At 67.3% G+C, this 18,377-nt stretch carries 16 protein-coding genes and 1 pseudogene; 7 read left to right on the top strand and 10 right to left on the bottom strand.

Annotated elements, in window-relative coordinates; all coding sequences use genetic code 11:
• Window positions 1-222: 222 nt before the first annotated feature.
• The 3 genes from V5A38_RS00345 to V5A38_RS00335 all read right to left on the bottom strand — a co-directional run bounded on the left by V5A38_RS00345 (window position 223) and on the right by V5A38_RS00335 (window position 3,181).
• Window positions 223-2,016 (bottom strand): DNA mismatch repair protein, encoded by a 1,794-nt coding sequence (locus V5A38_RS00345; RefSeq protein WP_332323748.1) that lies wholly within the window; start codon window positions 2,014-2,016, stop codon window positions 223-225.
• A 191-nt stretch (window positions 2,017-2,207) separates the two neighbouring features.
• On the bottom strand, window positions 2,208-2,642 hold the full coding sequence (locus tag V5A38_RS00340; protein WP_332323760.1) for a DUF6691 family protein: 435 nt from the start codon (window positions 2,640-2,642) through the stop codon (window positions 2,208-2,210).
• Between the two features lie 59 nt (window positions 2,643-2,701).
• A complete protein-coding gene (locus V5A38_RS00335) occupies window positions 2,702-3,181 on the bottom strand; it encodes a YeeE/YedE family protein (RefSeq protein ID WP_332323747.1) in 480 nt (159 codons plus the stop codon).
• A 154-nt stretch (window positions 3,182-3,335) separates the two neighbouring features.
• Here V5A38_RS00335 and V5A38_RS00330 point away from each other — a divergent pair, with 154 nt between their 5' ends.
• Window positions 3,336-4,634: an MFS transporter gene (locus V5A38_RS00330; RefSeq protein WP_332323746.1), complete on the top strand. Its 1,299-nt coding sequence runs from the start codon at window positions 3,336-3,338 to the stop codon at window positions 4,632-4,634.
• Window positions 4,635-4,650: 16 nt separating this feature from the next.
• On the opposite strand, the gene V5A38_RS00325 is transcribed toward V5A38_RS00330, so the two are convergent.
• The 4 genes from V5A38_RS00325 to mce form a co-directional block, all read right to left on the bottom strand.
• Complete coding sequence (locus tag V5A38_RS00325; protein ID WP_332323745.1) at window positions 4,651-5,850, bottom strand: acyl-CoA dehydrogenase family protein; 1,200 nt, start codon at window positions 5,848-5,850, stop codon at window positions 4,651-4,653.
• A 68-nt stretch (window positions 5,851-5,918) separates the two neighbouring features.
• Complete coding sequence (locus tag V5A38_RS00320) at window positions 5,919-8,063, bottom strand: AMP-binding protein (protein ID WP_332323744.1); 2,145 nt, start codon at window positions 8,061-8,063, stop codon at window positions 5,919-5,921.
• 46 nt (window positions 8,064-8,109) lie between these two features.
• Window positions 8,110-8,709, bottom strand: a complete 600-nt coding sequence (locus V5A38_RS00315) for a DUF6517 family protein (protein ID WP_332323743.1) — start codon at window positions 8,707-8,709, stop codon at window positions 8,110-8,112.
• A gap of 43 nt (window positions 8,710-8,752) precedes the next feature.
• A complete protein-coding gene (gene mce / locus V5A38_RS00310; protein WP_332323742.1) occupies window positions 8,753-9,145 on the bottom strand; it encodes a methylmalonyl-CoA epimerase in 393 nt (130 codons plus the stop codon).
• A 109-nt stretch (window positions 9,146-9,254) separates the two neighbouring features.
• Here mce and V5A38_RS00305 point away from each other — a divergent pair.
• A pseudogene (locus V5A38_RS00305) lies at window positions 9,255-9,563 on the top strand (YbjQ family protein); the annotation flags it as partial.
• Between the two features lie 8 nt (window positions 9,564-9,571).
• Here V5A38_RS00305 and V5A38_RS00300 read toward each other — a convergent pair.
• Window positions 9,572-11,257 carry a methylmalonyl-CoA mutase family protein gene (locus V5A38_RS00300; RefSeq protein WP_332323741.1) on the bottom strand — a complete coding sequence of 562 codons (1,686 nt, stop codon included), beginning with the start codon at window positions 11,255-11,257 and terminating at the stop codon, window positions 9,572-9,574.
• A 107-nt stretch (window positions 11,258-11,364) separates the two neighbouring features.
• On the opposite strand from V5A38_RS00300, the gene V5A38_RS00295 reads away from it, so the two are divergent.
• The gene (locus tag V5A38_RS00295) at window positions 11,365-11,811 is read left to right on the top strand and encodes a transporter (protein WP_332323740.1); all 447 of its coding nucleotides are present in this window, start codon (window positions 11,365-11,367) and stop codon (window positions 11,809-11,811) included.
• A gap of 74 nt (window positions 11,812-11,885) precedes the next feature.
• Entirely contained in the window at window positions 11,886-12,554 is a 669-nt protein-coding gene (locus V5A38_RS00290; protein WP_332323739.1) for an O-methyltransferase, read from the top strand.
• Between the two features lie 104 nt (window positions 12,555-12,658).
• On the opposite strand, the gene V5A38_RS00285 is transcribed toward V5A38_RS00290, so the two are convergent.
• A complete protein-coding gene (locus V5A38_RS00285) occupies window positions 12,659-14,095 on the bottom strand; it encodes a hypothetical protein (protein WP_332323738.1) in 1,437 nt (478 codons plus the stop codon).
• Window positions 14,096-14,417: 322 nt separating this feature from the next.
• Here V5A38_RS00285 and V5A38_RS00280 point away from each other — a divergent pair, with 322 nt between their 5' ends.
• Together V5A38_RS00280 and V5A38_RS00275 are read left to right on the top strand one after the other, a co-directional pair.
• Window positions 14,418-14,885, top strand: coding sequence for a hypothetical protein (locus V5A38_RS00280; RefSeq protein ID WP_332323737.1), 468 nt, complete (start codon window positions 14,418-14,420; stop codon window positions 14,883-14,885).
• An 85-nt stretch (window positions 14,886-14,970) separates the two neighbouring features.
• The gene (locus V5A38_RS00275) at window positions 14,971-17,010 is read left to right on the top strand and encodes a CocE/NonD family hydrolase (protein ID WP_332323736.1); all 2,040 of its coding nucleotides are present in this window, start codon (window positions 14,971-14,973) and stop codon (window positions 17,008-17,010) included.
• Between the two features lie 4 nt (window positions 17,011-17,014).
• On the opposite strand, the gene V5A38_RS00270 is transcribed toward V5A38_RS00275, so the two are convergent.
• Entirely contained in the window at window positions 17,015-17,815 is an 801-nt protein-coding gene (locus V5A38_RS00270) for a creatininase family protein (RefSeq protein WP_332323735.1), read from the bottom strand.
• Between the two features lie 161 nt (window positions 17,816-17,976).
• On the opposite strand from V5A38_RS00270, the gene V5A38_RS00265 reads away from it, so the two are divergent.
• Window positions 17,977-18,375: a nascent polypeptide-associated complex protein gene (locus V5A38_RS00265; RefSeq protein ID WP_332323734.1), complete on the top strand. Its 399-nt coding sequence runs from the start codon at window positions 17,977-17,979 to the stop codon at window positions 18,373-18,375.
• Window positions 18,376-18,377 lie beyond the last annotated feature (2 nt).

The following is an 18,377-nucleotide window of genomic DNA, read 5'->3' as shown; positions in this document are numbered from 1 at the left end:
CCACCTTCAATCCCGCGGGTATCCCGGCGCTCTCGGCTACTCACAACACCTGCTCCGCGCTATGGGGCGTTGTGAATATCGAAAACACGAGCGTTGGCTGGGTGAACGTCCGCCGGAGGGACCGGACGCCAGTCGTCTCGATATCGAAGACGCCGCCTCGAACCAATTCCGCTTTTCGCCTACCGCCTCCGTGTTCGGGGACCGTTGCTCGCGACTCCCGAGTCAGGCTTCCCACTCCGCGTCAGAGAGCGTCCGCTGGACCGCCTCTTCGCCGACCGCGGCGGCGATGGCGCGGAACGCCTCGCGCTCGTCGCGGTCGCTTGCGTTGGCGACCAGTCGCGAGACGATGAACTCCGGCGTCGATTTCCCGACCGTGCCGAAGCGGGGCTGGTAATCCACCCGGAGCGCGAGCTCGTCGGTTAGCCCTTCCGCGAAGATGCCGTCGATCCGAGCCGACGCCGGCAGCGGCGAGAGGTCGTCAGCGAGGTGGGTGACGAACACGCCGAGTGCGCCACGGTCCACGGTGAGGTCGACCAGCCCGTTGAGCAGGTCGGCGGCCCGCCCTGGCTCCGTAATCGCCTCGAACTCGTCGACGAGCATCAGCGTCCGCCCGCCGCCGGTCAGCGGCGGCACCACCGAGCGGAGCGTCGACTCCAGCACGCCGGCGTTGAACGAGGCGTGCCGGCGATGGAAGACGACGGTGTCGAACTCGCCGACCTCGGCTGCCGCAGCCGGGACCGGAAGCCCCATCGATGCAAGCAGCGCAACCTGGCAGAGCGTCTCCAGCAGTGTTGTCTTCCCCCCGGAGTTCGCCCCTGTCAGCACCGTCACCCGGTCCCCCGAGGGCGGGGTGGGCCCGTCCGTCCTGCTGATGCTGTGCTCGCCGACGCCGTAGTTCACCGGCTGGACGCCCTCGCCGATGAAGAGGTTCCGCGCACCGCGAACCGCGAGGCCGTCGGAGACGAGTTCGGGCCTGCGAAGCTTGTGGGCCACAGCGAACCGGGCAAGCGAGAGCTCGAACGCTAGTTCGTCGACGGCGTCGACGGCCGCCGCCACGTCGTCCCCGGCGGCCTGAATCGCCTCCCGAAGCTCGCCGGCGACCGCCGCCTCCCTGTCGGCCACGTTCGATTCGAGTTCACCGACCAGTGACCGCAGCGTCGCCGTGACGAAATCCGTCTCGTCGCGAGCCCGGTCCGGCGCGGCGGCCCGCACCTCGCCCGCCCCGACGCCGGTTTCGGTCGCCACGTACTCGATGACGGCCCCCTGGAACTCCTCCAGCGAGCGAACGCCCTGTCCGCGCACGGTTTCGAGCACGTCCAGTGCGGCGTCGTCGAGGCGCCGGGCCGCTGCCAGCTCGGCTCGCTGGCTGTCGAGGGACTCGTCGGCTCCCGCTCCAACCGTCAGTGCGCCCTCGCCGACGCCGTCCTCGCCGATGAAGCCGCCCTCGACGGCGCCGAGTGCGTCGGCAGCCTCGCTGAGCGCGGTGGTGTCGACAGCCGCCAGTCGGGCGAACGTTCCGCCGTCTGCGGCGGTCTCGCCGATACCGACCGTTCGTAACGAGCGGGCCGTCTCGACCGCTGCTCGGCGGCTCTCGTCTGCCTCGTCGTAGCGGTCGAACGCTGCGATGACCGACTCGCGCTCCTCGTCGTCGAGCGCGGTCCAGGCGTCCACGGCCCCGTCCACCCGGTCGAGCCGCGTACCAGCGGCCTCCTGGCCCTCCAACGGTGTGAGCACGCGGATGCGGTCCGCGGCGTGGGCCGTCAGCGCCTCCTCGGCAGCTAACCCCAACAGGTCGTCGTACACGTCGCGGGTGTCGCCGGTCCCGAGGAGGTCCAGCCCCGCGGCCCCTGTCGCCCGCCGGAGGATCCGTGTCGCCCGCCCGCGGGAGACACCCGCGTCCGAAAGCGTCCGAATATCGGCGGACTCGATCGCTTCGATCGCGCGTTCGGCGCCCAGTTCGGCTTCGAGAAGCTCTGCCGTCTTCGGGCCGATGCCCCAGTACTCCTGCAGTCGCATACGGTCCGGTGCGGCCGGGGGGCCTTCAGCGTTTAGACCGGCCGGTGATGGGCGAGAGTTTTCACAGGCCAGTCTGGACGGCGGCCGCTGCGTGGGTTCGCAACGGCTGCGATTCACGGTGGGTTGGTGAAGTGACTGGGCGACGCGCTTTGGGGAGTCATCATCGAGGAACGGACAAACGCCTGAGCCGCTCAGTCCGCTGGCGCGACCTCCGCGTTCGCCCCGGCGAACACGTCACGGCCGACCCCCTGGATGTACGCACCGACGAACATCCCGGCGACGCCGTAGAGAATCGGGACGTTCCCGATACCGAGGCTGGCGTAGGCCGCGCCCGGGCAGATTCCCGAAATCCCCCAACCGACGCCGAAGACGACCCCGCCGGACAGCAGGTTTCGGTCCATCGTTTTCCGACGCAGTTCGTAGAGCCGGTCGGTGAGCGGGGCGCTCCCACCCCGCCGGGTCGCAACGTGGAACACCGGGCCGGCGACGAGTGCCGCCCCGCCCATCACGAACAGGAGCCCGAAATCCTCGAACTGGAGGAAATCGAGCACCACTTCGGGCCGGGCCATCCCCGAGACGGCGAGGCCGGCGCCGAAGACGAGGCCGCTGGCGAACACCAGCGGCATGAACAGCGGGTGGCGGCCGGTGTCGGCGCCGTCGTCGCCAGCGGCGGGCTCTGACGCGCTCACGGCAGCACCCCCGCGTACAGTAGCAGACGCGCGGTGCCGGCGGCGACGAGCACGAACGTCAGCACGTTCAGCAGCGAGGATTCGGCGAGCGAGCCGACGCCACAGACGCCGTGGCCGGAGGTACAGCCCTTCCCGACCCGGGTGCCGATGCCGACGAGCGTCCCGCCGACGAACAGCCGCCAGGGCTGGACCTCCGTCGTCCACCAACTATCGCCTGAGAGTGCGGTGTAGGCGGCCGCGCCGAGGACGATGCCCCCGGTGAAGACGACGCGCCAGTCCCGCGACTCGACGAACCGGAACTGCTGGAAGCGCTTCCGGTCCGAGACGTAGGAGAGCGTCGACTCGAGGAACGTGCTCGCGCCCGCGTGGATGCCGGTGCCGAGATAGATCGACACCGTCGCGAGACCGATGAACAGCCCGCCGAGCAGATACTGACTGACGCCGTTCGGAAACAGCGTCGCGAGATCGAGTGCCATCTTTGGCCACTCGGGTGCGGAAACGGTTCAACCTCCTGTTGTTCGGTAGCAGTCGTACACAAGCGGCCGCCGGAACTCGGTTCCCGGCCCGCTCCTCCCGGCTGACGCCGCCGGAACCCTACTTTCTAAACCCCCGCCTGCCCCAGCGGTGGTCGTGCGCCGTCCCTCCCTCGATGCGGTTCGTGGTTTCGACCGGGCAGTCTACATCGTCGCGGCCGGCCAACTGGTGAACGTGTTCGGGGCGGGACTCGTCTACCCGTTCGCGACGGTCCATTTCCACCTCCAGATCGGAATCGCCCTCTCGCTGGTCGGCTTCGGACTGCTGGTGAAAAATGTCGCCACAGCAACCGCCACCGCCATCGGCGGCTATCTCGCCGACCGCATCGGCCGGAAACCGGTGATGGTCGCCGCGATGGCGGGCAACGGCGTGACGCTCGCGGGCTACGCGTTCGTCCCCGCCATCGCCGCCGCGGTCCCCGGGCTCTCCCTCGCGGGCGCGTTCGTCATCGTGTCGGCGTTCGCCGGCATAACCAACGGGCTCTACACCCCAGCCAGTCAGGCGTATATCGCCGACCTGACCAGGGGGAAGAACCGCGACCGGGCGTACTCGCTGCTCAAAGTGTTCAACAACGTCGGCTTCGGCATGGGCTTCGTCGTCGGCGGCCTGCTCTACGAGTGGATCGAGGTCGCGGTGTTCATCGCCGACGGCGCCACCTCGCTCATCGTCGCGGGCGTGCTGTTCTCGCTCGTCCCGCGGGTCCACATCCCTCAGCGCGACGTGACGCTCACGGACTCGGTGGGCGACTGGGGGCGGGCGATTACGAGGCGTCGGGTCCTCTGGCTGGCCCTCCTCAACGTCGGCTTCGCGGTGATGTACGCCCAGATGCAGACCACGGTCCCCATCGTCGCCAAGGAGAGCCTCGGGCTTTCGGCCTCCCAGTTGGGCACGCTGTTCATCCTCAACCCGCTCACGCTCGTGTTGCTTCAGATTCCGGTCGTCGACGCGATTTCTCGGTGGCGCCGGAGTCGGGGCCTGGTGCTCTCGGTCGTCTTCTGGGCCCTGGCGATGACGTCGATCTGGCTCGTCTACCTGTTCGATCTCGGGCCTGCGGCACCTAACAGCCACAGCATGCTGACGGTCGGTGTCGGCCTGGTCGGGCTTCACCTCGTCCTGCGAACTATCGGTGAGATCCTCCACTCGCCGGTGTCGACCTCGTTGATGAGCGACCTCGGGACGGAGGACGAGCGCGGCTCACAGCTCTCGCTGCTGGAAGTCGCCAAGCGCACGGGGTTCGGAATCGGCTCTTTCGCCGGCGGCCTCTTTTTCGATTACGGGCTGGCAGCCTGGCTCTGGCCAACGCTCATCGGTGTCGGTGGCGTCATCGTCGTCGGGGTCCTGCTGCTGGAACGGCGCCTCTCACCGGTCGAGAACGGGATCGCGGTCCCAGAGTGAGACCCGACGTTCGTGACTACCGCGGCGTCTGCCGGTAGATGAGATTGCGCTGGATCTCGTTCGCTCCCTCGTAGATGACCGGAATCCGGACGTCGCGGTACACGCGAGAGATTCGGTTCTCCGTCAGAACCGACCGGCCACCGTGCAGTTGCATCGCGCGCTCGGCGACGTCGACGGCCGTCTCCGTGGATTTCGTCTTGGCCATCGCCGCCCAGAAGCCGGGATCGTCGTACTCCTTCACTTTCTTCGCGGCGCGCCAGTTCAGCGCCCGCGCGGCCTCGAACTCCGTGCGCATGTCCGCCAGGATATGCTGGACAGCCTGGAACTCGCTCACCTCGCGGCCGAACGCCTCGCGGTCGTGGACGAACGCCCAGGCCTCCTCGATGGCCGCCGCCGCGAGGCCCAACCCGTGCCCGCCGACGACGATGCGGCCGTGATTGAAGAACTCCGCGAGCGCGTAGAAGCCGCCGCCCTCGGTGCCGATGAGGTTCTCTTCGGGGATCCGGCAGTCGTCGAAGACGATGTGGCCCTGCTTGGAGGCGCGCATCCCCATCTTCTCGGGGATATGCTCGGCCGCGTACCCGTCGCTGTCGGTCGGGACGATGAACAGCGAGTAGTTTGCGTAGCGGTCCTCCCGATCACCGGTCTTGGCGTAGACGGTGAGCCAGTCGGCCTCGACGGCGTTGCCGACCCAGTATTTCTCGCCGTTTAGCACCCACTCGTCGCCGTTCTTCTCCGCGGCTGTGCCGCTCCGTTCCGAGGCGCGTTGCGCCTCGCATTTCTCTGCCCGAGTGGTCATCCCTGCCAGATCCGACCCTGTGTCCGGCTCCGATACAGCGAGGCCGGAGAGCTGCTCGTTCTCGGCGACCGGTCGGAGATACGTCTCGGCCTGTTCGTCGTTCCCGTACTGCTCGACGATCTCGCACCCGAAGGAGGCGAGCATCAGCGTGAGCCCGATGCCCGCGTCGGCGCGGAACAGCTCCTCGGCGATTGCGAGCAGCTCCTCGATATCGAACCCCCGCCCGCCCAGTTCCTCGGGGAGGTCCTGGGCGACGAGCCCACCATCCATACCGGCCTCCAGTACGTCCCACGGGTACTCCCCAGCAGCGAAGCGCTCGCCAGCGACGGGTTCGATCTCAGCCTCGGCGAACGCTCGGGCCTCCTGTTTAACCTCACGTGCGTGCTCCGGGACGACGCTCTCGTCGAGAAGTTCCATAACAGACAGTCGCCCGATAATCATCTAAGCCGTTCCGAAACCGGAGCCCCGTGGTCCGGAGTTCCCGCTCACGCGCCGGCGTCGTCGTCTGCTTCCGCCTCGTCTCGGTCCTCTGTCTCGCGCTGTCTCTCGTCAGCAGCAGGCTCCTGGCCCTCACCATCCGACTCAGCAGCCTCTCGGTCGGTGCCGAGTGCGGTGCCTGCACCCGACTGGCTCTCCTCAGCCAACCCGGATTCCTCAGCGGACGGCGCCTCCTCTGTTCCTGATTTCTCTCCGCCCGATTCTGCCTCGTCCGACTCCGGCTCGTTCGAGTCCGTATCGGTCGAGTCCGCGTCGTCCTGTTCGCTGCGTTCCCTGATCGGCTCCCCGGACTCCCATCCCGATTCAGCCACCGTCGTTCCGGCCTCGAAGATGGAGCCGGCGGACGAACTCGACTCGTCGTCCTCGAGTGGGGGTTCATCAGCCTCCTGCTCACCCGGTTCGAGTCGTCCCGCCGGCTCCATCTCGGGTTCGAGTGCGGCTGTTGGCTCATCGTCCGTCGTCTCGGGTTCGCCTTCCACAGTGTCAGGGGCTGGTTCGTCCGCCGACTCCGGAGCGTCCTGGCTCGCTTCCCCGTTTGCGGTCGCTTCGGCTTCGGCTTCCGCCGTGACGCCGCGTTGCCCACGCCCCGTCTCCGTCGCCGCGCGGCCGCTCGTGCCGGTTCGTGCGATCTCCTCGGATTCGCCTTCGATAAGTCGCTCGCGGACCGCCTCGCGCTCGACGGTGCCCGAGACGGTCCGCGGGAGTTCCTCCGTGAATCCGATCGTCCGGGGGAGTTTGAAGCCGGCCAGCCTCTCGCGGAGGAACGGCTCCAGTTCGGCCATTTCGACCGGCTCGTCCTCGGGGACGATCAGTGCTGTAACCTGTTCGCCCCACTCCTCGTCCGGGAGGCCGACGACAGCGACGTCGGAAACCTCGGGATGCTCGCGGATGGCGTCGACCACTTCGGCCGGGTCGACGTTCTCCCCGCCGGTGAGGATGCGGTCGTCGAGACGGTTGAGCACGTAGAGCCGCCCCTCCTCGTCCTGATAGCCGACGTCGCCGGTGTGGAGGCCGTGTGGCCCGATCGCCTCCCCCGTGGTGGTGTGGTCGTCGTAGTATCCCGGGGTCACTGTCGGCCCGCTCACGACCAGTTCACCGGTCTCGCCCGGTCCGAGCTGGCTCCCGGTTTCATCCACGACGGTTACATCCGTCCAGAGCAGCGGGCGGCCGACTGTCTCGGGCGTTTCGTAGGCCTCGCGGTGGCGCGCCGTCGCGACCTGTGAGGCCGTCTCGGTCATCCCGTAGGTCGGGCAGATCGGCACCGAGAAATCCCGGCATCGGGCGACGAGCTCCTCCGGGGTGGGAGCGCCGCCGACGAGCACGAATCGCAGGCTGTCAGGCAGCGTCCCGCGGGCCGCGAGCATCCGCCGCAGCATCGTCGGTACCAGCGAGATGCAGGTTGCGTCGAACCGCTGGATGTCGTCGACCGTCCCGCCGGGGTCGAACGACTCCCGGATGATGGCGGTCGTGCCGTAGAGCGCCGACCGCAGTACTGGCGCGATGCCACCCATGTGGTGCAGCGAGAGCGGCAACAGCCAGCGGTCCGCCGGGTCGATACCCAGACGGAAGCCGCTCGCCGTCGCGCTCGCGAGCAGGTTCCCCATCGTGAGCTGGACGGCTTTCGCCCGGCCGGTGGTGCCCGAGGTGAACAGTAGCAGCTGGACGTCCTCACGCTCCCACACTGTGGGCGTAAACGGCGCAGGTTCGGCGTCGGCGAGCGGCGTCGCGTCGCTCCAGTCAGCCGAGTCGATTGTAAGCACCGAGAGCCGGAGGTCGACGGATTCGGTCGCTTCGCGGACAGTCTCCTCGGTCCCTGCGTTACAGACGACGGCGTCGACGGCCGCGCGCTCGAAGCGCTCGCTGAGCTCGGGGTGCGTGAACTCCGGGGAGAGGGGGACGAGTGTCGTCCCCAGCCGCATCGCCGCGTGCACGAGACAGACGGCCTCGACACCGGTTCCAAGGACGGCGGCGAGGTGGTCCTCCTCGTCGACACCCAGTGCGTGGAGTCGGCCGGCCATCTCCTCGACGGTTTCATCGAGCGTCGCGTACGACCAGGAGTTGCCCGATCCAGCGCTGACGAGCGCCTCCCGGTCGGGGGTGGCGCGTGCACGATGGGCGAGCCAGTCTTGCATAGTTCCCGAACTGTCCCCCGGCTACTTCGCTCTTGGCACCGCGGGCTCAGTGTGAGAGATTACTAAACAGCCCCTCGATACGGTCTCGAGCGTCCTGGCTCTCGGTCGAGTAGATCCCGACTGCGAACACCAGATCGCCCTCCATCGACGCTCTGGCGACGACGATTCGGGCCGACTCGCCCTCGACAGCGTACTCGCCGGCGGTGACCTCCTTCTCACCGAGTTCGACAGTCGACTCACCCTCCCAGGCCACCTCCGGCGTCTCGGCAGGGAGGTTCGGCAGGACGTGTTTCACGGCCTGCTTCAGCGGGACGTACGCCAGCGGGTTCATGGTCACGCCCGCGACGGTCCAGCCGGGGAGACTCATCACGGCGACCTGTACGGCCCCGGTTTCGGTCCCGGTGGCCATCATGTAGGCCGAGACGTTCAGCCGTTTCTCGACCCCCTGGACCTCGATGGTCTCCTGAAGCTGGATTTCTTCGACCTCCGGCTCTGTGAACCCGAGCTCCTGGGCTGTTTGGGCGTCGACCGTCGCTGGCTCGTCGGCGTGACCCCGCAACGGACCGCCGCCGACGAGCCAGCCACCGCCGGCAGCGGCGCTGAGTAACAGCCCGACTACGGCGAGTTGCAGCAGCTTGCCGATCATAGCCGAGAGTTACCAATCCGGTGACTTAACAGTTCGCGCATCGTTACTGCTCGACGAACTCCACAAGAATCCCGACGGTATCCCGTGGATGGAGGAACGCGATGTCGTGGTCCCACGCGCCGGGCCGTGGCTCGTCGTCGAGGGGTTCGATCCCCATCTCCCGCGCTAAATCCAGCGCGGCGGCGGCGTCGTCGGTGGCGAAGGCGAGGTGGTGAATACCGGGCCCGTTCTCGGCGAGATAGTCGGCGATGGTGCTCTCGCCCTCCAGCGGTTCGAGCAGTTCGAGGTAGCCGTTCCCCAGATCAAGGAAGACGAACCGCAGGTCCCGCTCCTCGTCGGTCTCCTCGTGAACGTTCGGCGCGTCGAGTAGTTCGGTGAACAGCGCCGCTGTTTCGGCGGCGTCCTCGGTCGCGATGCCGGCGTGGTCGAACTCCATAGGTGGGGGTTGACAGGATGGGTGAAAAGGGTACGTCTTCGACCGCTGCCAGCCGAGTCCGGATAGCGGTCCGACACGAACATCTGCTGGCCAACCGCAATCTTGCCGTTTGCGAACTGCCACAACCGAGCGGATCGCGGGCGAAGGGATCGATGAGACGTTCGGCACTGTTCGCGGGAACACGGTCCGCGCCCGGAACATCGGTCGGGATCTGACGCAGGCGCTCAGGAACCTCGTCGGCGGTGAACTGAAAGCGGACACGACGCTGCTCGCTGACGCGCGAGAACAGGCAGAAGCGCGAATGGCCGATGAGGCGGCCGAGATGGGTACTGATGCGGTGGTCTGTGTGCGGTTCGAGATCTCCGAGATATCCGGCGCCGGCGCGGAGATGCTTGCTTACGGAACCGCGGTCACGCTGGAGTCAGGCTACACCGAGATGCCCTGTTCGTGCTCCCCGAACACCTCGCGCATCACGGTCGAGACCTCTCCAACCGTTGCCTTCGCTTTTACCGCCGAGATGATGTGTGGCATCACGTTCGCGTCGCCCTCGGCGGCCGCCCGGAGGCTGCCAAGCGCGTCTTCGACGGCCTCGTCGTCGCGCTCCTCACGTACCTGCTCCAGCCCGTCGATCTGTCGGCGCTCGTCCTCCTCGGAGACGGACTCGAGATCCATCTCGGGTTCGCCGTCCTCGACCTCGAACTCGTTGACACCGACGATGATGCGCTCGCCATCCTCGATCTGCTGCTGGCGCTCGAAGGCGACTTCCTGAATCTGGCGCTGGACCCACTGGTCCTCGATGGCACCGCGCATCCCACCGCGCTGGTCCACCTCGTCCAGGATGTCGAACGCCTCCGCCTCGATATCGTCGGTGAGACTCTCGACGTAGTAGCTCCCGGCCAGCGGGTCGATCGTGTCGGCGGCACCGGACTCGTGGGCGAGGATCTGCTGGGTCCGGAGCGCGGTCCGGACGGATTTCTCGGTGGGGAGCGCGAGCGCCTCGTCCTTCCCGTTGGTGTGGAGGCTCTGGGTGCCCCCGAGGACGGCCGCAAGCGCCTGGTAGGAGACCCGGACGACGTTGTTCTCGATCTGCTGGGCTGTGAGTGTCGAGCCGCCGGTCTGGGTGTGGAACTTCAGCTGTTTGGATTTCGGGTTCTCGGCGTCGAAGCGCTCCGTCATGATTTTCGCCCACATCCGGCGGGCGGCGCGGAACTTCGCGGCTTCCTCGAAGATGTTGTTGTGCGCGTTGAAGAAGAAGCTGAGCTGGGGGGCGAACTCGTCGACGTCGAGGCCGGCGTCGATGGCTGCCTCGACGTACTCGACACCATCGCCGAGCGTGAACGCCACTTCCTGAGCCGCCGTCGACCCGGCCTCGCGGATGTGGTAGCCCGAGATGGAGATGGTGTTGAACTTCGGCGTCTCCTCGGCGCAGAACTCGAAGATATCCGTGATGAGCCGCATCGACGCCGCTGGCGGGTAGATGTACGTGTTCCGCGCGGCGTACTCCTTCAGGATATCGTTCTGGATGGTCCCCCGGAGCTCCTCCCGGGAGACCCCCTGTTCGTCACCGACGGCGATGTAGAGCGCCAGCAGCACGCTCGCGGGCGCATTGATCGTCATCGAGGTGGACACCTCGTCCAGCGGAATCCCGTCGAACACCGTCTTCATGTCCTCGATGGTGTCGATGGCGACGCCCGAGCGCCCAACTTCCCCCTCCGCCAATGCGGCGTCGGAGTCGTGACCCATCTGGGTCGGCAGGTCGAACGCCATCGAGAGGCCGGTCTGGCCCTGCTCGAGCAGGTAGAGGAACCGCTCGTTGGTCTCCGAAGCGGTTCCCATCCCGGCGTACTGGCGCATCGTCCAGAGGCGGCCGCGGTGCATCGTCGAGTAGACGCCCCGGGTGTAGGGCTCCTCGCCGGGGAAGCCGATCTCCTCGTCGTAATTCTTGTCGGCGATGTCCTCGGGTGTGTAGAGCGGGTCCACGACCTGTCCGCCGGTGTCGGTGGTGAACGTCTCCTTCCGCTCGCCGAAGCGCTCGACCGTCGGACCGTAGGTCTCCTCCGTCCAGGACTCTCTTCCCTCGCGAATCTCCGCGAGGTCCTCCTCGTCGAACATGGTTGGTGGTGAGGCTGGGGCGGACTTAAGACTGCGGAGACGACACCCCATATCGTCGGCGGTCCGGTACAGCCGACTTTATCTTAACCCCGGTCCTGGCAGCGAGTATGTCGACAGTCTACACGGTGCTGAACTCGATCCATCTCCTGTTCGCCGGCCTCTGGACCGGCGCGACGGTGTTTTTCGCCTGGCGAGTTCGCCCACTGGTTGCCGACGGCGATCTCGCTGTCGAGCCGACGATGCTGTTGAGCTCCGGCCTGCGCTGGCTTACCCGCATCAGTGCTGTTGTCTTCGTCGTCACGGGCGGCCATATGGCGGCGACGGAGTACGGTGACGGCGCGCTGCTGTCGACAACGCAGGGCCACATCGTCGTCACGATGCTCGTAATCTGGCTGGTCGTCACCGGCCTACTGGAGATGGCGCTCGGGACGATGGAGACGGAACTCGGTGAGGGCCGCGTCCGGACCGCCGGGAAGGAGGTCCGGGTTCCCTTCCTCGCCGCGTCGGTGCTCCTGTCAGTTGTGCTGCTGCTGGGCGGCTACCTCTCTGCCTGACCGGCACGCAGCCGACGGGTTTTGATTCCGCACCGGGCCCAACGCTTACTACCGCCCCAGCCAAGCGTCCGGGCATGGATTGGGACGCGATTCAGCGCTACATGCGGGCGACAGGTGCGAGCCACAGCGAAATCCAGGAGGAGATGGCCGATTACGCAGACGAGCACGGCTTCCCCATCATCGGCCCGGACGCGGGCGGGGTGCTGCGCATGCTTGCCAGACTGACCGACGCCGAGACGGTGTTCGAGTTCGGTTCGGGCTACGGCTACAGCGCCTCGTGGTTCCTCGCGGGCGGCGCGGACGAGATCGTGCTCACCGAGATCGACGAGGAGGAACTGGAGATGGCCCGCTCGTTCCTCGCCCGCGCGGGCTACACCGACCGCGCGTCCTACGAACTCGGCGACGCCCTCGAAACCGTCGAGTCGTACGACGGCCCGTTCGACGTGGTGCTCATCGACCACGACAAACCCCGCTACGCCGAGGGGTTCGAGCGCGCGCGAGAGAAGATTCCGGAAGGCGGGGTCGTCGTCGCCGACAACATGACCCGCGGGCCGGCCGACCTCGACGCGCTCGTGGCCTACTTCGCCGACGACGAACCGCTGCCGGAGGACGCCAACGACGGCACGGAGGGCATCGCGAACTATATCGAACACGTGCGGGCCGACCCGGCGTTCGAGTCGTTCATCCTCCCGGTCGGGTCGGGGATCTGTCTCAGTACGCGCGTCGCGCCGCGCGAGCGCTGACGGTACCGACGACCCGATCCGGACGGACTGCGGTGGGTCTGCTGATCGCGACCTCCCGGAATCAGGGAACGAACGGAGGGACGTTCAGCCGCTAGAACCACCAGCTACGACTTCACGACCGAGGGGACCAACGAGAGGTTACGACTGCGCTCGACCAGTCCGTGGCCGGTCGACGCGAGCTCGCTGGCGGCGCCGACGACGCCGTCGCTGGTTCGACCGCCCACGTACCGAGCCCCGCTCGCGACGCTTGCGGACGCACGCGTCGCGGCGTCGGCGACGCCACGGCCGGACTGACTGGCGCCCTCGGCGACACGGCGTCCGGCTCCGCCGGCGCCAGCCCGGAGACGACTGCCCCTCCACTTGGCTCCGCCGAGAAGGCGCCGTCCACCGCCCCGAGCGAAGCCGGCGATTCGGGCGGCCGCACGCCCCAGTCGTCGACCGATTCGGGACGGGGCCACCGCCGTCGCCGCGGTCGTCGCACCGACGACCGTCAGTGTCGGGATGGCGACGAGGGAGCCCACCGGTGAGGAGCGCTCGACGTTCTCCTCGGTCGACGCGGGCGTCTCGGACGGCTCGGCGTACGGGTCGGGGTCTCGGAGGTCGGTCATCACCGTGTTGGCGATGAACTCGGCCCCGTTCTCGAACTCGGGTGCGTCGGGGGGGTGAGCCACCGCGTCGAGTACGTCGATCGGCTGGTCGGCAACGGTGAACCCCTCGACGTCGTACCGCTCCAGCCAGTCCGCGACGGCCGCCTGTTCGTCCGTCTCCGGGTGCACCACACACGATGTCCCTGCGACGGCCGCGTCCATGATCGTCGAGTAGCCCGAACAGACGACGACGTCCGCCCCGCGGAGATACGGCAGCAGCGTGGGGACGGGGTCCCAGTCGTCGTCGGCGACGTCGAGCACGTCGTACCCCTGCCGGCGGAGGTGTTCGGCGATACGTGAGAGCGACGAGTAGTGGCTCGGGACGACCACTACGTCGGGCGCGTCTTCGACTGTTCCGTCGCCATTGAGTGCTACGGGAGGGATGCGGGTCGCTGCCTCGGGGTCGACGCCCGACGCCGGCCAGACGACCGGGTAGAAGAACTCCTCCGCTGTCGAAAGCTGGAAGAGCGTGTGGAACCCCGCACCGGCACGCTCGAGCCGGTCGTGGTAGAGCCCCGGCATGTCGTGTTTGAGTACGTAGAGCGGGACGTCACACCGGCTGGCCGCCATCGCCGCGAACATGTCGTCGGTGACCAGCGCGTCCGGCTCGGTGGCGGTCAGCCACGCCTGGTACTCCACGATCCGGCTCATGCTCGCCGGGAGGCTGCGACTGGCGGTCTGCCACACCGACTCGCCCTGGTAGGTGTCGATGAAGTCCACCGTCGTCGGTTCGAACTCGTCGTAGCCGTTGAGTGCGACGAACTCGGTTCCCGCACCACCGCCTGCCATCCGCACAGTGCCACCGCGACGTTCGATGGCGTTCGCGATGGCCAGCATCCTGGTCGCGTGTCCCGCTCCTTCGGGGTAGTGCGCGACAGCTACAGTGGGGGGCATTGGTTCTCGGATCCCCTGTTTTGCCGGTTCGGTAAAGGGTCTTTTGGGAGAACGGGCGCAGTGGGATCCGTTTCTGGGGTGGACGAACGAACCGGTCGGTGACACGCCGGCGGGAGTGCCTTCGCCCGACACGACAGCGAGTCTTTGCACTATTAGAAGACATATGCCGGCTGTGCCCCAACTAGGGACTATGCGCTCGCTCTCTCGTCGTTCGACTCTCAAACGGGGCGGAGTTGCAGTTGGCGCTTTACTCAGCGGCTGTCTCGGTGTGTCAGACTCGGCGGACTCTGGAACGGACTCACCAACGCCGTCGGAGATAGCAGTGACCGAGTGTCGGGACAGTTCGAGCGAGAGTTCCTGGGAGACGACCGGCTCGTGGAACCTCGACGTTGTCGTCACCAACGACGACGCTGTCGGCTACACGGTCACCGTCGACGTCCAGCATCGGGGAACCGAGCCGTGTCACCACGCCGAGACGACGCCCTGCCAGATGCCGGAGAAATCCGAGAGAGCGTTCGAACGGACGTTCGATCTCGGGGCCGACGAGTCGCGTCGGTTCACGGATATCCCGCTCGAACTGTGGGAGGACTGGATCGACGACTACACCGTGCGGGTTCGCATCGAGACCGGTGACACGACGGCGTCAGACAGCGTGTTCGGGTACGAAACGGGGGCGAACGAGCCAGTCGGTGCGGACGAGTACGACCGGGCGGACTTCTACGTCTGTGACGGGGCGGACCGGACGATCGAATCGACGATCGTGGACGGCAGCCCGAACACGACCCACTGAGGGGATCAGCCCGGACTCGACCTGTTTTCGGGAAGCAGTCGCCGGGAGCCATACTCTTTAGCCCTATGTGTATGAGTACCACAGTATGGCGAGAGACCCGGAGTACGGCGTCACCGTCACCCACGACGTCCCAGTTACGACGCGGGACGGCGTCGAACTAGCGACCGATATCTACCGGCCGGCCGACCCCGAGAGCGGCGAGGCGATCGAAGCGCCCCAGCCGGCCCTGCTCTATCGCACGCCCTACGACAAGCGCACGCGGGGCCATATCGAGGAGCAGGGGCGGTACTACGCCGCCCGCGGCTACGTCGTCGCGGTCCAGGACGTGCGCGGGCGCTTCGCGAGCGAGGGCGAGTTCTACCTCCTCAAAAACGAGGCCGAGGACGGCGCGGACACGGTGGAGTGGCTGGCCGACCGGCCCTACTGCGACGGTCAGGTCGGGACGATGGGCACCTCCTACATGGCCTGGACCCAGTCCGCCCTGGCGACGCAGGAACCCGACGGACTGGCGGCGATGTTCGTCAACCAGGGCGCCGCGAGCGCCTGGGACGCGACGCTCCGGCAGAACGGCGCCTTCGAACTGCGCTGGCTTACCTGGGCCTACACCCTCGGTGCCCCCGTCGACCCCGAGTTCACCGCCGACGTTGTCACCGGTGAGACGGGCGACCCGGCGGTTCAGCGCCAACTGGTTAACACGCGAACCGACGATCTGCTGGCCGACTGGCCCGTGCTGCCCGGCCAGTCGCCGCTCCGGCACGCACCCAAGCACGAGGAGTGGGCGTTCGACTTCCTCACCACCCCCGGCGAGTCCGAGTTCTGGGACGACCCGAGCATCAACTTCGCCGCCCACTACGAGGAGCTGGCGGACGTCCCGACGGTCTACTCCGGCTCCTGGTACGACTCCTACACGAAGGCGACCTGTGACAACTTCGAGGCGCTCGCCGACGCCACGGAAAGCGACCAGTTCCTGATCATGGGGCCGTGGACCCACGGCGGGCAAGCGACCTGGACCCGGACGTTCTCCGGTGAAACCGAGTTCGGCGACGCGGCGGCCGTCGATTATCTCGCGACCCGGCTGGACTTCTTCGACCACTATCTGAAGGACCGGAATAGCTGGGCCGACCAACCGGCGATCTCGTACTTCCGGATGGGCGTCGACGACGATGGCGGGAACAGCCAGCTGACGAGCATTACTGGCGAGGGCGCATCCGCAGGCGCTGGCGCCGACGATGCCGGAACCCCCGACGCCAGCGCGACAGCCGGCGGTGAGACGGCCGCTGGCCCAGCGACGGTCGCCGAGCCCCGTGGCAACGCCGAGGGACGCCTCCGGCACGGCGGCACCTGGGCAGCGGCTGAATCGTGGCCGCAACCGGATACCGAATTCACCAGCTTCTACGCCCACGGCGACGGCACGCTCTCACAGGAGCAACCGACTGCCCCCGCGAGCGCGACGACCTACGAGTTCGACCCGCGGGACCCGGTGCCGACCGTCGGCGGTAACTGCTCATCCTACTACAGCTTCGAGGCGGCCGACGAATCGCTCGAGGAGCTGCCGGTGTCGAGCCGGCGGAAAGAGAGTGTCACAGGCCGTGGTGGCTACGACCAACGCAGCCGGGAGTGGAGCGTCGGCGTCGACGACCCACAACCGCTGGACGAGCGTGACGACGTGGTGGTGTTCCGGACCCCGCCGCTCGAGGAGCCGGTCGAGATTGTCGGCCCGATTCGAGTGTCCGTCTACGGCGAAACCGACGGCCCGGATACGGACTTCACTGCGAAGCTCGTCGACGAGTACCCCGCCTCCGCGGAGTACCCCGAGGGGTTCGCGCTCAACCTCTGTGACTCCATCTGTCGGGGACGCTACCGGGGGTGGCGTCGCGAGGCGGACCCGCTGGTCCCCGGCGATGTGTACGAGTTCGAGATGGCGCCGTATCCGACAGCCAACCGGTTCGGTGTGGGCCACCGTATCCGGCTGGATATCTCCTCGTCGAACTTCCCGCGGTACGACGTGAACACGAACACGGGCGCCCCGTCGGGCACGACGCGGGAGCTCCGGGTCGCGACGAACACGGTCCACCACAGCAGCGATTACCCAACCCACGTCGAGCTCCCGCTCCAGCCACTGTAGGGGGCTACTCTCCGCGACGGCTTCGCGGCTGCGGGTCGACGTGATCCCGGGGGAGCAGGTCGGCGAAGCGCTGCTCGTCGAGCCATTCGGCGAGATGAACCAGTTGGTCGAAGGCCGCCTCGAACAGCTGTTCGCCTTTCTCCGCGCTTGCGTCGGTTTGATCGCCGAAGGCACCGTTATCAGCGTTCTCGATGGCGTCGTAGTGGACGCGCGCGCCGTGTCGGGTGTGCCCCCCCGAAGAGAGATCAGTCAGCCCGTCGTCCCGCGCGTTCTCGAACTCTTCCGGTTTCACGGTCTCGGGGTCGAGATGCAGCAGCATCGACGTCTCCTTCGGGCCGGCGTGGGGGCCGTTCGTCTCGAACAGGTTGTCGACGAGTTCCGGGATGGATTCGTCCCACATCCACGGCGTCGCGAAGGCGACCCCGTCACCGCGGAGCCGGCGGGCAACCTCCGTGAGATGCTGGCTGTTCCCGCCGTGGGCGTTGACGAACACCACCCGGTCGATGCCGTGATAGGTGAGGTTCCGGGTGAAGCTCTCGACGTACTCACGGAACGCGGTCGGGGAGACCCACATGGTGCCGTGGAACTGTCGGTGGTGCTCGCTGACGCCGACGTTCACTGTCGGCGTACAGAGGAAGCCGGCGCGGTCGGCGGCTGCGCGGGCCAACCCCTCGGCGATGACGTGGTCGGTGGCGAGCGGGAGATGCGGGCCGTGCTGCTCTGTCGAGCCAAGCGGCACGAGTGCGACGGACTCCTCGGCGACGTACTCCGAGAGGTCGGGCCAGGTGTTGTCGGCGATGTACATAGAGAGACCAAGGCAAGGGGGTATCTAAAGCCTGTCCGACCGGCTCCGGCGTGACCAGAGGCCTGGCGGAAGACCCACATTGCGGGGGTCCGCTCCGAACTCCGGGCGGGCGTGTGGGTGGCTTCGCCATGTTTTTCACGCCTGGCGTCCGATCGTCAGCTATGTTTGGAGGCGGCGGACTCAACCCGCGCAAGATGCAGCAGATGATGAAGCAGATGGGCATCGACGTCGAGGAGCTCGATGCCGAGGAGGTCATCATCCGAACTGCGGACGAGGAGCTCGTGTTCAAGGGCGCACAGGTCACCCAGATGGACGCCCAGGGCCAGCAGACGTACCAGATCGTCGGTGAGCCCGACACGCGCCCGCGAAGCGACGAGGGGGCGGCCGCCGCCGTCGAGTCAGGCGAACCCGAGGAGGCAGCGGAGGGTGACGACGGGGGAATCCCGGACGCTGACGTGGAGATCGTCGCCCAGCGTGCCGGTGTCACCGAGTCCACCGCTCGGACGGTCCTGGAGGAGAACGACGGCGACCTCGCCGCGGCGGTCTCGGAGCTCGAGTAACC

Origin of the sequence: Halolamina sp., assembly GCF_036626355.1 — an archaeon.
GTDB lineage: Archaea > Halobacteriota > Halobacteria > Halobacteriales > Haloferacaceae > Halolamina.
This window is presented reverse-complemented; position numbering and strand designations above follow the sequence as displayed.

Bases quoted from the DNA above. Each gene is read 5' to 3' on its own strand.
- V5A38_RS00300 (WP_332323741.1), bottom strand. From the start codon at position 11,257: ATGTTCGACGAGGAGGACCTCGCGGAGATTCGCGAGGGAAGAGAGTCC.
- V5A38_RS00285 (WP_332323738.1), bottom strand. From the start codon at position 14,095: ATGCCCCCCACTGTAGCTGTCGCGCACTACCCCGAAGGAGCGGGACAC.
- V5A38_RS00345 (WP_332323748.1), bottom strand. From the start codon at position 2,016: ATGCGACTGCAGGAGTACTGGGGCATCGGCCCGAAGACGGCAGAGCTT.
- V5A38_RS00320 (WP_332323744.1), bottom strand. From the start codon at position 8,063: ATGCAAGACTGGCTCGCCCATCGTGCACGCGCCACCCCCGACCGGGAG.
- V5A38_RS00290 (WP_332323739.1), top strand. From the start codon at position 11,886: ATGGATTGGGACGCGATTCAGCGCTACATGCGGGCGACAGGTGCGAGC.
- V5A38_RS00295 (WP_332323740.1), top strand. From the start codon at position 11,365: ATGTCGACAGTCTACACGGTGCTGAACTCGATCCATCTCCTGTTCGCC.
- V5A38_RS00270 (WP_332323735.1), bottom strand. From the start codon at position 17,815: ATGTACATCGCCGACAACACCTGGCCCGACCTCTCGGAGTACGTCGCC.
- V5A38_RS00275 (WP_332323736.1), top strand. From the start codon at position 14,971: ATGGCGAGAGACCCGGAGTACGGCGTCACCGTCACCCACGACGTCCCA.
- V5A38_RS00335 (WP_332323747.1), bottom strand. From the start codon at position 3,181: ATGGCACTCGATCTCGCGACGCTGTTTCCGAACGGCGTCAGTCAGTAT.
- mce (WP_332323742.1), bottom strand. From the start codon at position 9,145: ATGGAGTTCGACCACGCCGGCATCGCGACCGAGGACGCCGCCGAAACA.
- V5A38_RS00315 (WP_332323743.1), bottom strand. From the start codon at position 8,709: ATGATCGGCAAGCTGCTGCAACTCGCCGTAGTCGGGCTGTTACTCAGC.
- V5A38_RS00265 (WP_332323734.1), top strand. From the start codon at position 17,977: ATGTTTGGAGGCGGCGGACTCAACCCGCGCAAGATGCAGCAGATGATG.
- V5A38_RS00325 (WP_332323745.1), bottom strand. From the start codon at position 5,850: ATGGAACTTCTCGACGAGAGCGTCGTCCCGGAGCACGCACGTGAGGTT.
- V5A38_RS00340 (WP_332323760.1), bottom strand. From the start codon at position 2,642: ATGCCGCTGGTGTTCGCCAGCGGCCTCGTCTTCGGCGCCGGCCTCGCC.